The sequence below is a fragment of the Amycolatopsis sp. NPDC114484 genome (assembly GCF_055633755.1).
Genome location: NZ_JBVKDQ010000008.1, coordinates 332,022 through 346,466, shown reverse-complemented (window position 1 = coordinate 346,466; position 14,445 = coordinate 332,022). Strand labels below are relative to the sequence as shown.

10 protein-coding genes are annotated in these 14,445 nt (G+C 68.6%); 4 read left to right on the top strand and 6 right to left on the bottom strand.

Features of this window, described 5'->3' with window-relative positions; genetic code table 11:
* Window positions 1-676: 676 nt before the first annotated feature.
* The 3 genes from ACZ7SW_RS22240 to ACZ7SW_RS22230 all read right to left on the bottom strand — a co-directional run bounded on the left by ACZ7SW_RS22240 (window position 677) and on the right by ACZ7SW_RS22230 (window position 4,992).
* Window positions 677-2,260 carry an amidase gene (locus ACZ7SW_RS22240; protein WP_470232311.1) on the bottom strand — a complete coding sequence of 528 codons (1,584 nt, stop codon included), beginning with the start codon at window positions 2,258-2,260 and terminating at the stop codon, window positions 677-679.
* 43 nt (window positions 2,261-2,303) lie between these two features.
* Window positions 2,304-3,647 (bottom strand): type I glutamate--ammonia ligase, encoded by a 1,344-nt coding sequence (glnA, locus tag ACZ7SW_RS22235; RefSeq protein WP_470232310.1) that lies wholly within the window; start codon window positions 3,645-3,647, stop codon window positions 2,304-2,306.
* Between the two features lie 64 nt (window positions 3,648-3,711).
* A complete protein-coding gene (locus ACZ7SW_RS22230) occupies window positions 3,712-4,992 on the bottom strand; it encodes an MFS transporter (RefSeq protein WP_470232309.1) in 1,281 nt (426 codons plus the stop codon).
* Window positions 4,993-5,084: 92 nt separating this feature from the next.
* Between ACZ7SW_RS22230 and ACZ7SW_RS22225 the strand changes: the two genes are divergently transcribed.
* Entirely contained in the window at window positions 5,085-5,720 is a 636-nt protein-coding gene (locus ACZ7SW_RS22225; protein ID WP_470232308.1) for an LppX_LprAFG lipoprotein, read from the top strand.
* Window positions 5,721-5,802: 82 nt separating this feature from the next.
* On the opposite strand, the gene ACZ7SW_RS22220 is transcribed toward ACZ7SW_RS22225, so the two are convergent.
* Window positions 5,803-7,425: an alpha/beta hydrolase gene (locus ACZ7SW_RS22220; protein WP_470232307.1), complete on the bottom strand. Its 1,623-nt coding sequence runs from the start codon at window positions 7,423-7,425 to the stop codon at window positions 5,803-5,805.
* A gap of 100 nt (window positions 7,426-7,525) precedes the next feature.
* Here ACZ7SW_RS22220 and secA2 point away from each other — a divergent pair, with 100 nt between their 5' ends.
* The 3 genes from secA2 to ACZ7SW_RS22205 all read left to right on the top strand — a co-directional run bounded on the left by secA2 (window position 7,526) and on the right by ACZ7SW_RS22205 (window position 12,556).
* A complete protein-coding gene (secA2, locus tag ACZ7SW_RS22215) occupies window positions 7,526-9,865 on the top strand; it encodes an accessory Sec system translocase SecA2 (RefSeq protein ID WP_470232306.1) in 2,340 nt (779 codons plus the stop codon).
* A 103-nt stretch (window positions 9,866-9,968) separates the two neighbouring features.
* The gene (locus ACZ7SW_RS22210) at window positions 9,969-11,690 is read left to right on the top strand and encodes an NAD+ synthase (protein WP_470232305.1); all 1,722 of its coding nucleotides are present in this window, start codon (window positions 9,969-9,971) and stop codon (window positions 11,688-11,690) included.
* Between the two features lie 332 nt (window positions 11,691-12,022).
* Window positions 12,023-12,556 carry a methylated-DNA--[protein]-cysteine S-methyltransferase gene (locus ACZ7SW_RS22205; RefSeq protein WP_470232304.1) on the top strand — a complete coding sequence of 178 codons (534 nt, stop codon included), beginning with the start codon at window positions 12,023-12,025 and terminating at the stop codon, window positions 12,554-12,556.
* Window positions 12,557-13,182: 626 nt separating this feature from the next.
* On the opposite strand, the gene ACZ7SW_RS22200 is transcribed toward ACZ7SW_RS22205, so the two are convergent.
* Complete coding sequence (locus tag ACZ7SW_RS22200; protein ID WP_470232303.1) at window positions 13,183-13,764, bottom strand: DinB family protein; 582 nt, start codon at window positions 13,762-13,764, stop codon at window positions 13,183-13,185.
* Window positions 13,765-13,771: 7 nt separating this feature from the next.
* Window positions 13,772-14,380, bottom strand: a complete 609-nt coding sequence (locus ACZ7SW_RS22195) for a hypothetical protein (RefSeq protein ID WP_470232302.1) — start codon at window positions 14,378-14,380, stop codon at window positions 13,772-13,774.
* Between the last annotated feature and the right edge of the window lie 65 nt (window positions 14,381-14,445).

Sequence of the window (14,445 nt, the reverse complement as noted above, 5' to 3'; positions counted from 1 at the left end):
CATTCTCAAAGGAAACCCCGACGAGGGGGTTTCATATTAAGCTCTACTGGCTTAGTTCACTAGCACACTGTTGAGTTCTCAAGCAACACACCCCGAACCAACCCCGGAATCAACCAGGCCAAGCTCGATGCGTTATTTCAAGCTTTTGGTCGAGCATGCCGGTACCTACAAGCTAGTCGTAGGGAGTCGGCGGCCGCTCGTGGGCCGACGCTGAACATTACCTGGTCCGTTTCGCGGTGTCAACCCGCTCGGCCCTGGCTCCTGATCGGTGAGGCTTTCGGCCCCGCCGGCCCGGTGTTCCTGGCGACGAAGAGAAGATTACATGCCGTCCAACCACCCGAAAACAGGGGGGTCACTTAACGGCATCGACGCTGGTCAGAGCCTTGACAGCGGGCTGATTCGACCGGTTCGCGGGCCGTCGGGCGCGCTCGGCGGGGCTCCGGACGGCCCTCGAGTGACCCAGGTCTCCGCCGGAACGCCTTCGAACCGGCCCAGCCGCGGCCCAAGACCACTCCTTCGCGGCCGCATCCGCAACCCAATTACGCAGGTCAGCCCGCTGCCCGGCCACCCGACTGATCCGCAGCCACACCCGCCGAAAAACGAAAGCCGCCGGTCAGTGCAGTGCACTGACCGGCGGCCGACAAACCTTCACCCGCTTAGGGCGACCTCGAAAGACCTACCCGGGCAACCGGGGCAAGTACCGAGGCGGAACCCGAGCTGGCGCGACCCGCGTGTAGTCCGCGGCCAGCGCGAGCATCTTCCCGTCCGTCCACTGTCCGCCCATGAACGAAATCCCCACCGGCAGCGGTCCGACCGAACCTGCCGGCACGGTGACGGCCGGGTAGCCCGCCACCGCGGCCGGGGTCGAGGACGGGATCACGTCGTTGTCGCCGACCGCGCAGTCCGTCTTCCAGGCAGGAGGGTTCGTCGGCGACGCGATGGCGTCCAGGTCGTACTTCGCGAGGGTCTCGTCAAGGGACCGGCGCGACAGGTCCGTCAGCTCGGCCCGGTTCTTCAGGTAGGCCGGATCCTGCGGACCGGGCGCGGCGAGCGCCTGCTCGAACAGTTCCTGACCAGCGAAGCAGGTGCGTTCCAGCGGGTCAGCGCGGTTGTACGCGACGAGGTCCGCCAGGTTCCGCGGGCCGGTGGGGCGGGTGGCGAGGTAGGCGTCGATGTCGCGGTGGAACTCGGTCAGCAGCGCCGGGAACTCCAGCGCCGCGAGCCGGTCCTGGTACGGCAGCGTCACCTCGACAACCGTCGCGCCGGCGCGTTCCAGCGAGGCTTTCGTCTTGCTGACCACGGCGTCCGTGTCCGGGCCGAGCACCGGCAGCCGCCACAGCCCGATCCGGGCACCGCGCAGAACACCGGGGCGAAGGAGTTTCGCGTAGTCGGTCGGCTGGGTCGACGGGTAGCGCAGGGTGGCCGGGTCGGAGGGGTCTCGGCCCTGCAGGACCGAGAGCGTCAGCGCGGTGTCGACGACGTTGCGCGCGATGGGTCCCGCCGTGTCCTGTTCCGCGGAGATCGGCACGACGCCGGTGCGGCTGACGAGCCCGAGGCTCGGCTTGTGCCCGACTGTCGCGGTCATCCCGGCCGGGCACACAATCGACCCGTCGGTCTCGCTGCCGACCGCGACCTGCGCGAGCGACGCGGCGACGCCGGCCGCGGATCCGGCGGATGACCCGCACGGGTTGTGGTCCAGCACGTATGGGTTGTTGGTCTGCCCGCCGACGCCGGACCAGCCGGAAGTCGGCTTCGCGGCGCGGAAGTTGGCCCATTCCGACAGGTTCGCCTTGCCGAGGATCACCGCGCCGGCGTCGCGCAGCCGGGTGATCAGCGTGGCGTCCTTCGCCGGACGGCTCCGCAGCGCGCGCGAACCGGCGGTGGTCTGCTGGTCGTGGGTGTCGACGTTGTCCTTGACCAGCACCGGGATCCCGTCGAGCGGACCGCGGGTGCGGCCGGTCCGGTGCCGGACGTCGCTGGCCGCGGCTTGCGCGAGCGCGGCCGGGTTGAGCGCGAGGACGGCGTTGACCTTCGGGTCCAGCACCCGGACCCGGGCGAGGTACGCGCTGGTCAGCCGGGTCGCGGTGAGCTGCCCGGTCGCCATCCGGTGCTGCAGCGACGGGATGTCCGCGCGGTCGAGGTCGAAGTGCAGCTCGGCCGGGTCCGAGTGGTCACCCCGCATCGCGACCGCTGGCGGCGCGGTGGCCAAGCCCGCCGCCGCGACCAGTGCGGCGAGTACGGCGGGCAGTCTTTTTCCCATGTTCCGATGCCTCCCCAACGTCGGAGCACGGCCCGGGGGCTCCTCAGAGCATCGGCAACAGAGTCCGGAGCTCGTACGGAGTGACCGCGCTCCGGTAGTTGTCCCACTCGACCCGCTTGTTGCGCAAGAAGAAGTCATAGACATGCTCGCCGAGCGCTTCCGGCAGCAGCTCGGACTTCTCCATCTCGGAAAGCGCCTCGCCGAGGTTCTGCGGCAACTGCGAGTAACCGGCGGCGCGGCGCTCGGAGTCCGACAACTGCCAGATGTTGTCCTCGGCGGGCGGCGGCAGCTCGTAGCCCTTTTCGATGCCCTTCAGCCCCGCGGCCAGTATCACCGAGTAGGCCAGGTACGGGTTGCACGCCGAATCGAGCGTCCGGATTTCCACGCGCCGCGACGACGCCTTGCCCGGCGAGTACATCGGCACGCGCACGAGCGCCGAGCGGTTGGCCCTCCCCCACGACACCGTCGTCGGAGCCTCGCTGCCGCTGATCAGCCGTTTGTAGGAATTGACCCACTGATTGGTGACGGCGGAGATTTCCTTGGCGTGGTGCAGGACCCCGGCGACGAACGCCTTGCCGGTCTCGGACAGCTCGTGCGGGTCCTCGGCGTCGTAGAACGCGTTGCGGTCGCCTTCGAACAGGCTCACGTGGGTGTGCATGCCGGAACCGGGCTGGTCGGTGAACGGCTTCGGCATGAAGGTCGCGCGCACGCCCTGGGTCAGCGCGACCTCCTTGACGACGTAACGGAACGTCATCACGTTGTCGGCCATGGTCAGGGCATCGGCGTAGCGAAGGTCGATTTCCTGCTGCCCCGGCGCGCCTTCGTGGTGGCTGAACTCGACCGAGATGCCCATCGCCTCGAGGGTTTCGATCGCGTGCCGGCGGAAGTGGGTCGCGGTGGCGTGGCTGGCCTGGTCGAAGTAGCCGCCGTTGTCCGCGGGCTCGGGCTCGCTGCCGTCGTCGGGGAGGTTGGCGAGCAGGAAGAACTCGATCTCCGGGTGCACGTAGCAGGTGAAACCGGCCTCGCTGGCCTTCGACAGCTGACGGCGCAGCACGTGCCGCGGGTCGGCCCAGGACGGCGAACCGTCGGGCATCGCGATGTCGCAGAACATCCGCGCGGAGTACGGGCCGCCCTCCGGGGTCTCCCACGGCAGCACCTGGAACGTGGACGGGTCGGGCTTGGCGACCATGTCCGACTCGTAGACGCGCGCGAAGCCTTCGATGGCCGAGCCGTCGAAACCGATGCCCTCGCTGAACGCGCCCTCCAGTTCGGCGGGCGCGACCGCGACGGACTTCAGAAATCCCAGCACGTCGGTGAACCACAGGCGAACGAAACGGATGTCGCGCTCTTCCAAAGTGCGGAGCACGAATTCCTGCTGGCGATCCATGGCCGAACCCTAACCAGCACGTGTTAACGCCATGTTTCACGGGTCACCCCCGTTGGAGTCCGATTTATGCCGCGGCGGCGAGCTGGGGCTTCCTTGACCGGGTGATCGACAGCGAAGCGACCGACGCGATGACCGCGAGCCCGGCGGCGACGTACCACGCGATCGCGTAGTCGCCGAACTGGTCGCGCACCGCTCCGGCGGCGGAAGCGGCGAACGCCGCGCCCAGCTGATGGCAGGCGAAGACCCAGCCGAACACGATCGGACCGGCTTCGCCGAAAGACCGGCTGCAGAGCGCGACCGTCGGCGGAACGGTCGCGACCCAGTCCAGGCCGTAGAAGAGGATGAACGCCCACATGCTCGGCTGGACCGAATTCGTGAACAGCTGCGGCAACAGGGCGAGCGAAACTCCCCGCAACGCGTAGTAGACGCCGAGCAGGATCCGTGGGTCGACACGGTCGGTGAGCCATCCCGACGCGATCGTTCCCACCACGTCGAAGACACCGACCAGCGCGAGCAGGCTCGCCGCGGTCGTCTGCGGCATGCCGTGGTCGTGGGCGGCCGGGACGAAGTGCGTGCTGACCAACCCGTTCGTGGTCGCCCCGCAGATGGCGAACCCGACGGCGAGTAGCCAGAACGTACGGGTGCGCGCGGCCTGGAACAGCACCGTCAACCCTCGGCGGACAGTGCCGACCTTCGGTGCCGGGCGCGCCACTTCGGTGTCTTCGGGCGCTCCAAACGCGACAGTGCCGACATCGGCGGGGTGATCGCGTACGGCCAACAGCACGACCGGGACCACCGCGAGAGCCGCGATGGCGATGACCATGGATGCCGTCCGCCAGCCGTCGTCCACCGCGAGCGACGCGATCAACGGCAGGAAGATCAGCTGTCCGGTTGCCCCGGCGGCGGTCAGTACGCCGGTTACGACGCCGCGGTGGCGCACGAACCAGCGCGTCGCGACCATCGCGGCGAAGCTCATCGCCATCGAGCCGGTGCCGAGGCCGACGAGCACGCCCCAGCAGAGGATCAACTGCCAGCTGGCGCTCATGAAGACCGTGCCGCCCGCACCGAGAGCGACGACGCACAGCGCGGTAGCCGCGACCCGGCGGATACCGAACCGCTCCATCAGTGCTGCCGCGAAAGGCGCGAAGAGGCCGTACAGGACGAGGTTGACCGAGACGGCTGAGCCGATCGTGGCGCGGGACCAACCGAACTCTTGGTGCAGCGGATCGATCAGGACGCCCGGCGCGGCGCGGAAGCCGGCGGCGGCAAGGAGGGCGACGAACGCGGCCGCCGCAACGAACCAGGCGCGGTGCAGGCGGCGGGCGGGACGAGTCTCAACGGTCACGAGCAGTCAGTCTGGCGTGGTACGGGCCTGGTCGACAGTGGCCGGAAGGACACCATCCGAAAGGATCGGGCCAACCAAGTAGGCTCTCAGCCATGCTCAGCCGACGTGTCCTGCCGGCGCTGCTGCTCCTCGGGCTGGTCGGCGGTTGCACCGCGGCACCCCCCTTGCCCGCGGCGGACGGGTTGGTCGCCGCCGCCAAGGAGGACTTCGCGAAGGTCCGCAGCCTGCACTTCTCGGTCGGCGTCAACGGGGTGCTGCCCGGCCTGCCGATGACCAAGCTCGTCGGCAACGCGACCCTCAAGAGCGGCGGACAGGCGAGCGGCAGCGCGGAATTCACCGATCGGTCGTTCTCGTTCACCGTCTCCGGGCACACCGCGACCGCCAAGGACACGAAGGGTCGCGAAACGAACGGTCCCACGCCCTTCACGGTCGGCCGGTTCCTCGGCCCGCACGGCGGCCTGATCCGTCTCCTCGACTCGCTCCAGCAGCCGAAAACCGAGATCCGCGAGACGATCCAGCACATCGACGGATACCGCGTCGGCGGAACGGTGCCCCAGGCTGTCGCGGCGACGCTCGTGCCGCAGATCCACGCGGACGTAAACGTGAAGATCTGGGTGACGGTGACCGAACCGCACCACTTCGCGCGGATGTGGCTGCAGGTGCCGCCAGCGACGAACCGCGACAGCCCGGTGATGTACGAAGTGCTGTTGACGGATCAGCAGTCTTAGCAGTTGCCGTCGCTCGCGAACCGGCACCTGATAGCCCGGCCGATTCGCATGAACACCGCGCTGGTCGCGAGCCAGCGCAACCTCAGCTGGCCTTACAGCGAGTGCCGTCCGGCGGTGTCGTGCCATCGATGAGGTACGCAGTCCCCGCCTTGTCGACGCAGGCGTTCCCCTGCAGGAACACCGTGTGCTGCGTCCCCTCGAAGGTCAACAGCGACCCCTTCAGCGCCTTCGCGAGATTCACGCCCGCCTGGTACGGCGTCGCCGGGTCGTTCGTGGTCGAGATCGTCAGGGTCTTCGGCAGGCCTTCGACGTTCGGCTCGTGCGGCTTCGACGTGTTCGGCACCGGCCAGAACGCGCACGCGTCGCGAGCGGAGCTGGCTTGGCGACCGTCGTCGAGGAACGGCGCAGCCTTTACGTATTTCTCCTGGCCTTCGAGGATCTGCTTCGGATCGGTGATGCGCGGATCGTCGACGCAACGGATCGCGATGAAGGCGTCCTGTGTGGTGCCGTAGCTGCCGTCCGGATTACGCTCGTTGTAGATGTCGGCGAGCTTCTCCAACGTCGTGCCGCGCTGCAGCTTCAGCTCGTTCAGCCCGGTGTTGAGGTACTCCCAGAGACTCTGCTGGTAGAGGGCCTGGATGGCACCGGTGGTCGCGTCGTCGTACGACAGCTTGCGGCCGTCGCCCACGGGCACGGGGAAGTCGATCAACCGGCGCGTGAGGTCTTGAAACTGCTTCGTCGCCGCGGCCGGGTCGTGGCCGAGCGCGCAGTCCTGACGCGCCGCGCACCACTTCGCGAACTCGTTGAACGCTCCGCCGAAGCCTTGGCCCTGCGCGACGAGTGAGTCCTCCGGGCTCTGCGTCGGGTCGACAGCGCCGTCTAGAACGAGCGCGCGCACGTTCTTCGGGAAGGTCTCCGCGTACGTGGATCCGATGCGCGTGCCGTACGAGTAGCCGAGGTACGTGAGCTTCTCGTCGCCGAGGACGCTTCGCAGCACGTCCATGTCCTTAACGACGTCGCGCGTACCGACGTGCGCGAGCATGTCGTCGCCGTACTTCGTGCGCTGTGTGCACTTCGCGGCGAAGTCTTTCTGTTCCGTCTCCTGCTTCGCGACGCCGGCGGGAGAACCGTCGGTCTCGCTGTCGTCGGCACGGTCGGCGTCGCGCTCGGGTCCGGTCAGGCATTTGATCTGCGGTTCGCTGGCCCCGATCCCCCGCGGGTCGAAGCCGACGAGGTCGAACCGGTCGCCGAGATCGGACTTCGACACCTGGTCGAGCAGGCCCGCCGCGGCGACCATGCCCGAAGCGCCCGGTCCGCCCGGGTTCACCACGAGCGAACCGATTTTCTGGCCCGGATCGCTCGCGCGGTGCCGCAGCACGCCGATGGTGATCGTCTGGCCGTCCGGTTTGTCATAGTTCAACGGGACCGTGAGCCGTCCGCACTCGATTCCCTGCGTCTTGAAGGCGGACCGCGCGTCGTCCGAGGTCGCGTAGGGTGCACACGCGGACCAGGAGACGCTCTGCCCGTAGAACCGCGCCAGTCCGGCGGGCACCGGGCCCACCGGCGCGTGCGATTCGACCGTCGGCACGAGCGCGGCCTGATCGGGCTTGGCCGAGCACGCCCCGAGCGTGGTCGCGAGCAGGCCGGCAGCCGCTAACGCGACGAACGGATGGACTTTCGGGCTGGCGCTGGGATGACGTGGCACGGTTTGATCGTGCCATCCGGGCGCGGAACTCGAACGCACCGTCGGCGCGTTGGGCAGTGCGGGGTGCGACCGGAGACACATCGACACGAGGAGACCAGGGGTGGCACTGATCAGCCGGGTGGGCAAGCGGCTCCGCCGGATCATCCAGCGGCCGGGCAGCGTCGAGCTGACCCGTTACGAAGCGCTGCTGCCCGCCGTCGAGAAGCTCGAACCGGAGCTGGAGAAGCTCGAGGACGCCGAGCTCACCGAGCGCGCGGGCAAGCTGCGGGACGCCATCGGCGGGGCCGCCTCGTTCACCGACGGCCAGCTGATCGAGATCTGCGCGCTCGGCCGCGAGGCCGCCCGGCGCAAGCTCGGCGAGCGGGCCTTCGACGTGCAGTTGCTCGGCACCATGGGCCTGCTCACCGGCCACGTCGTGCAGATGGAGACCGGTGAGGGCAAGACGCTCGCCGGCGCGCTGGCCGGCGCCGGGTACGCGCTGCGCGGCCGCCGGGTGCACGTCGTCACGGTCAACGACTACCTCGCCCGCCGCGACGCGGAGTGGATGGGCCCGGTCTACGACCTGCTCGGCGTCACCGTCGGCTGGGTCGAACCGGCGCACTCGAAGGAGGAGCGCAAGGAGGCCTACGGCAAGGAGGTCACCTACGGCGCGGTCGCCGAGATCGGCTTCGACGTGCTGCGCGACCGGCTGGTCACCAGCGCTGACGACCTGGTGCAGAAGGCCCCCGAGGTGGCGATCGTCGACGAGGCCGACTCGGTGCTGGTCGACGAGGCGCGCGTGCCGCTGGTCATGGCCGGTTCGATCGACCACAACGACGCCGACGAGGAGGTCGCCAAGATCGTCCGGCGGCTGCGGCTCGGCCTGCACTACGAGACCGACTCCGAGGGCCGCAACGCGTGGCTGACCAGCGCCGGCGCGTCGGTCGTGGAGAAGTCGCTCGGCGGTGTCGACCTGTATGACGAGTCCGGTTCGGACCGGCTCGCCGCGGTGAACGTCGCCCTGCACGCGCACGCGCTGCTCACCCGCGACGTCGACTACCTGGTCCGCGACGGCAAGGTGCAGCTGATCAACGCCGCCCGCGGCCGCGTCGCCGAACTGCAGCGCTGGCCGGACGGGCTGCAGGCCGCGGTCGAGGCGAAGGAGCAGGTCACCGCCACCGACCGGGGCGAAATCCTCGACTCGATCACGGTGCAGGCGCTGCTCGCGCGCTACCCCGAGGTCGCGGGCATGACCGGTACCGCGGTCGCGGTCGCCGAGCAGCTGCGCGAGTTCTACAAGCTCGAGGTCGCGGTCATCCCGCCGAACACCCCGAACGTCCGCGAGGACCAGCAGGACCGCGTCTTCGCCTCGCCGTCGCAGAAACTGCGCGCGATCGAGGAGGAGATCCGCACGGTGCACGAGACCGGGCGGCCGATCCTCGTCGGCACCCAGGACGTCGCCGAGTCCGAGGAGCTGGCGGAAAAGCTGGCGAAGGCCGAGCTGCCGTGCGTCGTGCTGAACGCGCGCAACGACGCCGAAGAAGCCGCGATCATCGCCGAGGCGGGCAAGAAGGGCGCGGTCACCGTGTCCACCCAGATGGCCGGTCGCGGTACCGACATCCGGCTCGGCGGCAGCGACGGCACGACCCGAGAAGAGGTCGCCGAGCTGGGCGGCCTGCACGTGATCGGCACCGCGCGGTATCCGTCGAGCCGTCTCGACGGGCAGCTGCGCGGCCGGTCGGGACGACAGGGCGACCCGGGCAGCGCGATCTTCTTCGCGAGCCTCAACGACGACCTCGTGCTGTCGAACGCGCCGGACCTGCCGGACGGCATCGACGCGGACACCGAGACCGGCGAGATCACCGACCCGGCCGCGCACCGGCAGCTCAACCACGCCCAGCGCGTGGCCGAGGGCGTCGACCTGGAGATCCACCGCAACACCTGGCGCTACACCCGGCTGATCGAGCGGCAGCGCGCCGAACTGCTGGAGCACCGCGACAAGGTGCTGCACACCGGGCTCGCGGCCGAGGAGCTGGAGAAGGCGCAGCCGGAGAAGTTCGCCGAGCTGAAGGAAAAGCTGGACGACTCCGACCGCCTTGAGCAGGTGTGCCGCGAGGTCCGGCTGTTCCACCTCGACCAGCTGTGGTCGGACCACCTGGCGTACCTCACCGACGTGCGCGAGAGCATCCACCTGCGCGCGCTGGCCCGCGAGACGCCGCTGGACGAGTTCCACCGCGCGGCGATCCCGGAGTTCCACAAGATCATCGCCGAATCCGCCTCGCGGGCGGCGAAGACGCTCGAGGAAGCCGAGATCACCGACGACGGCCTCGACCTCGAGGACGTCGGCGTGCGGCGGGCGAACACGACGTGGACGTACCTGGTGCACGACAACCCGTTCGACTCGGACTTCGAGCAGACGGTCAAGAAGGTGCGCAGCATGATGCGGATGAAGAAGTCCTGATTCCTTCTTTCGGAGGGCCCCTCGCCGCGGGTGAGGGGCCCTTCGCCGTTCTCTGGCTCACCTCCGCGTAGTTTCTGTCGGTGCGGTGGGACAGAATGGCGGCATGCCGCAACTGCGCATCGCACTGGCCCAGGTCAACACCACCGTCGGCGACATCGACGGGAACACCGCGCTCACCGTCGAGTGGACCCGCAAGGCCGCCGAGGCGGGCGCGCACGTCGTCGTGTTCCCGGAGATGTCCCAGACCGGTTATCCGGTCGAGGACCTCACGCTCCGGCGCACGTTCGCCGAGGCGTCCCGGCGTTCGGTGACCGAACTGGCGCGCCGGCTCGACGAGGCAGGCTGCGGCGAGGTGCTGGCGTATGTCGGCTACCTCGACCACGACGAGATCGGCCCACGCGACGCGGCGGCGGCGCTGTACCGCGGCGAGGTCGTGGCCCGGCAGTTCAAGCACCACCTCCCGAACTACGGAGTGTTCGACGAGCACCGGTATTTCAAACCGGGCACCGAGCTTGAGGTGCTGCGGCTGCACGGCGTCGACATCGGCATGGTGATCTGCGAGGACATCTGGCAGGACGGCGGCCCGATCTCCGCGCTGGGCAAGGCCGGGGTCGACCTGGTGGTCGCGCCGAACGCCTCGCCGTACGAGCGGTCGAAGGACGAACAACGGCTGCCGCTGATCGCCCGGCGAGCGGCCGAGGCGGGCGCGCCGCTGGTGTACACGAACCAGGTCGGCGGGCAGGACGATCTGGTCTTCGACGGCGACTCGCTGGTGGTCGGCTCGGACGGGACCCTGCTCGCGCGGGCGCCGCAGTTCGTGGAGCACCTGCTGGTGCTGGATTTGGACCTGCCTGTTGCCAGTGCTGCCGCCACCGGCTCTTTCGACGGGCTGGAAGTGCACCGGCGAGTGCTCGGGAACGAACCGCTGCCCGCCTATGAGCCGCTTTCGGCCCGGACGATCAGCGAACCGCTCTCGGACGAGGCCGAGGTGTGGTCGGCGCTGGTCGTCGGGCTGCGCGATTACGTGCACAAGAACGGCTTCTCGACGGTCACCTTCGGCTTCTCCGGCGGAATCGACTCGGCAGTCTGCGCGGCGCTGGCGGCGGACGCGCTCGGCGGCGACAACGTGTACGGCGTTTCGATGCCGTCGAAGTACTCGTCCTCGCACTCGCGGGACGACGCTTCCGACTTGGCGGAGCGGATCGGCGCGCACTACCGGGTCGAGCCGATCGGCGACATGGTCGACGTGTACGTCAACCAGCTGCAGTTGACCGGGCTCGCGGAGGAGAACATCCAGGCGCGGGTGCGCGGGATGCTGCTGATGGCTCTGTCCAATTTGGACGGGCACCTCGTGCTCGCGACCGGCAACAAGACCGAGCTGGCCGTCGGCTACTCGACTATTTACGGCGATGCGGTCGGGGCCTTCGCGCCGATCAAGGACTTGTTCAAGACGCACGTGTGGCAGCTGGCGCGGTGGCGGAACGAGGAAGCGGCCAAGCGCGGGGAAACGCCGCCGATTCCGGAAAACTCGATCACGAAGCCGCCTTCGGCGGAGCTGCGGCCGGACCAGAAGGACTCGGACTCGCTGCCGGATTACGAGCTGCTGGACGACGTCCTGGACGATTACGTCGAGAACGACCGCGGGTACGCGGACCTGATCGAGGCCGGGTTCGACCCGGAGACGATCGACCGGGTGGTGCGGATGGTCGACCGAGCCGAGTACAAGCGGCGGCAGTATCCGCCGGGCACGAAGATCACGTTCAAGGCTTTCGGCCGGGACCGGCGGCTGCCGATGACGAACGGGTGGCGGGAGCGGAAGTCCTGATCGGGGTTTCCGGGTCCGTTTCAGAGGCGGGGCCGGGGCTTGCCGGGCGCGGTTGGCTGGTAGCTGGACGCGACGGGCTGGGATCTGGTGTGCCGTTCTGGTGCTGGGCACGACCGGGCTTTTGCTGCGGTCTGATTCCGGCTGGGGTTTCCGGCTCGATGGGCTAGTTTCGGCTCGACGGACTAGTTTTCGGCTCGGCTAGCGGCGGCTTCAGGTGCCGTTAGCCATTGCCAGGCACGATCGGCCGGGTCGCAGAACCCGGTCGCTACGGGTCCAGGGTCGTGTCGTTTTCTCGCCAGTTTCTGTCGGTGCGGGGTCGTACGCTGGCCGGTATGACGGTTGGGTACACGGTGTTCGACACCCCGATCGGGGCATGCGGCCTCGCCTGGCGGGACGGTGCGGTGATCGGAACCGCGCTGCCGGGAAGCACAGCCGAGCGGACGCGCGCGCACCTCGCGACCCGCTTCCCTGACGCGGTGGATTCGCCGGTGCCGGAGGACCTTCGCGCAGTGGTGGACGATGTCGTCGCGCTGCTGTCGGGAGAGGCTCGCGATTTGCGTGCGGCACCGTTGGATTACCGAGACGTACCGGAGTTCAACCGGCGCGCGTACGACGTCGCGCGGGCTATTCCGCCGGGGAAAGTCCTGACGTACGGGGATATCGCGCATCAACTGGGTGCGCCGGGCTCCGCGCAGGCCGTCGGGCAGGCGATGGGGAACAATCCGTTTCCGATCATTGTGCCGTGCCACCGGGTTTTGGGAGCAGGCAAGAACACCGGCGGCTTTTCGGCACCAGGCGGGGTTGAGACGAAGCGGCGGATGTTGGTGATCGAGGGAGCGTTCCCGGAGGAACCGACGCTGTTCTGACGGTCAGCTGCGGAGCTGGTCTGCCTTGACCGCTAATCGGGAGGGTCACTGATCGGCGGGGGCGCTGAAGTACAAGGCCGCTCAGTGCAGCGTCACTGAAGTGCAGGCAGCTCAAGTTCAGGGCCGCTCAAGTGCACGCCGCTGAGGCGCAGGCCCGCTGGGCGCAGGGCCGCTGAAGTCTTGGCTGGCTGCCACCCGAAGCTTCGTGATCAGGCTTAAGCCTTGGCGCACTCGGTCGGAATCCAGCCGCACCCCCAGTGCCGCAGGTTCCCAACCGAGTGCACCCACTTGCCGAGCAAAGGCCGCGGGCAGCCAAAGCCGCCCGGTCGGCAGGTGTCTGGCCCCGGCAGCCCAACCGCTGCCAGCCAGCCGACGATCCCGACGTCCGCGACCAGCCCGTCTTGCCCAGCCCAAGCCAAAGCGCCGACCGCCGCCGACCGAGGCAACCCAACCCGTGTGACTAGGTCTTCCCAGCTAGCCGACCGGCCACCCGGACTTCAGCCAGCAGTCCAACTCGGACGACTCAGCCGTCACAACCGACCAGTCGCGCAGCCTTCAACCAGGCCGCCCAACTCGACCGGCGCGCCAGTCACCGCCGATCAAGCCAGCGGTCAGCGAGAGTCAGCTCATTCCGCCGGTTTCCACGGCTTCAGCCAGTCCGTCTCCGGCCAGCCCTCTGCGGCGGCTTGCAGGGGCATGGCTGTGGCACCGTCCAGGGATTCTCGGACGATGTCGGCGTGGCCGGCGTGCCGGGCGGTTTCCTCGATCAGGTGCAGCAGCACCCAGCGGACCGACCAGGCCGAGGCGTCGTCCGGGAACCAGGGGACGTCCTTCGGGATCGGGACTTCCTGGTTCAGGTCCTCGATCCCGGCGATGACCTCTTCGGTGCGGGCGGCGACCTGGTCGTAGGCGGCGAAGGCCGACTCCAGCGTCTCGTCCGGGCCGAGGCGGTAGTTTTCCTGGTAGGTCGCGATGCTTTCGGCGAAGGGCTTCGGCGGGAGGCGCAGCACCAGGTCAATCCAGCCGCTTTCGGTGGACGACACGTGCTTCAGCAGGCCGCCTACGCTCAGGGCGCTCGCACTGGGCACGGCGCGCGCCTGGTCGTCGGTCAGCCCGTACGCGGCGGTCTTCACCGCTTGCCGCTGCTGAGCCAGGAAACCGAGCAAACCGCCGCGCTCGTCAGGGGTTGAGGAGACTTTGCCAGCCATGGTGGCCTCACTTCCGGAGTCTGTTGCTCCGCAGCATCGCACCCGCCACCGACAATTTTCGGCCGCGGACCGGAACCGGGGTCTGCACGACGTACGCGCCGCCGATCACGACCTGCGCCGCGTGCACCACCAGCTGAACCCGGGTGAACACGCCTTCCAGGTGCCCGGCCAGCGTCGACGCCACCACCAGCCCCCACGCGACCAGCACGACCACCAGGCAACTCACCGCACAGGCCCGCCAGCCGGCCGGCCACCAGAAGACCAGGCTGAACGCCCCGACGGCGACGGACGCGCTCAGCAGGTTCGGAGTCACCACAGTCTCCGGGACCCCGGCGCACACCATCAGCACGATCCCGAACACCGACACCGACACCGACGTCAACCGCCCGCTCCAGTGCGCTGGCGCGAGCCGCATCAGGGCGGGTCCGGTGAAGAAAAAGGCCAGGCCGCCGATGCCCGTCGCGACTTGGAAGACCGGCTGCGCATAGAACAAATCCCAGACCGGCTGATCGGTCGGCGACACCCCGGTCTGCATGAAGAACTCCAGCAGCCACGCGGAATATCCCGCCAAACCCAGTCCGAGCAGGACTATCAAAGCCACCCGCGCAGCACGCACTTGCCCACCCTAAGCGAATCTCTGCGACGAAGTGCCGGATGGTGTCACACCCGTGACTTACCGGA

What these genes read in the sequence shown, in the direction of transcription:
- ACZ7SW_RS22205 (WP_470232304.1), top strand. Translation starts at nt 12,023, where the DNA reads ATGACGGTTGGGTACACGGTGTTCGACACCCCGATCGGGGCATGCGGC.
- ACZ7SW_RS22200 (WP_470232303.1), bottom strand. Translation starts at nt 13,764, where the DNA reads ATGGCTGGCAAAGTCTCCTCAACCCCTGACGAGCGCGGCGGTTTGCTC.
- ACZ7SW_RS22210 (WP_470232305.1), top strand. Translation starts at nt 9,969, where the DNA reads ATGCCGCAACTGCGCATCGCACTGGCCCAGGTCAACACCACCGTCGGC.
- ACZ7SW_RS22225 (WP_470232308.1), top strand. Translation starts at nt 5,085, where the DNA reads ATGCTCAGCCGACGTGTCCTGCCGGCGCTGCTGCTCCTCGGGCTGGTC.
- ACZ7SW_RS22240 (WP_470232311.1), bottom strand. Translation starts at nt 2,260, where the DNA reads ATGGGAAAAAGACTGCCCGCCGTACTCGCCGCACTGGTCGCGGCGGCG.
- glnA (WP_470232310.1), bottom strand. Translation starts at nt 3,647, where the DNA reads ATGGATCGCCAGCAGGAATTCGTGCTCCGCACTTTGGAAGAGCGCGAC.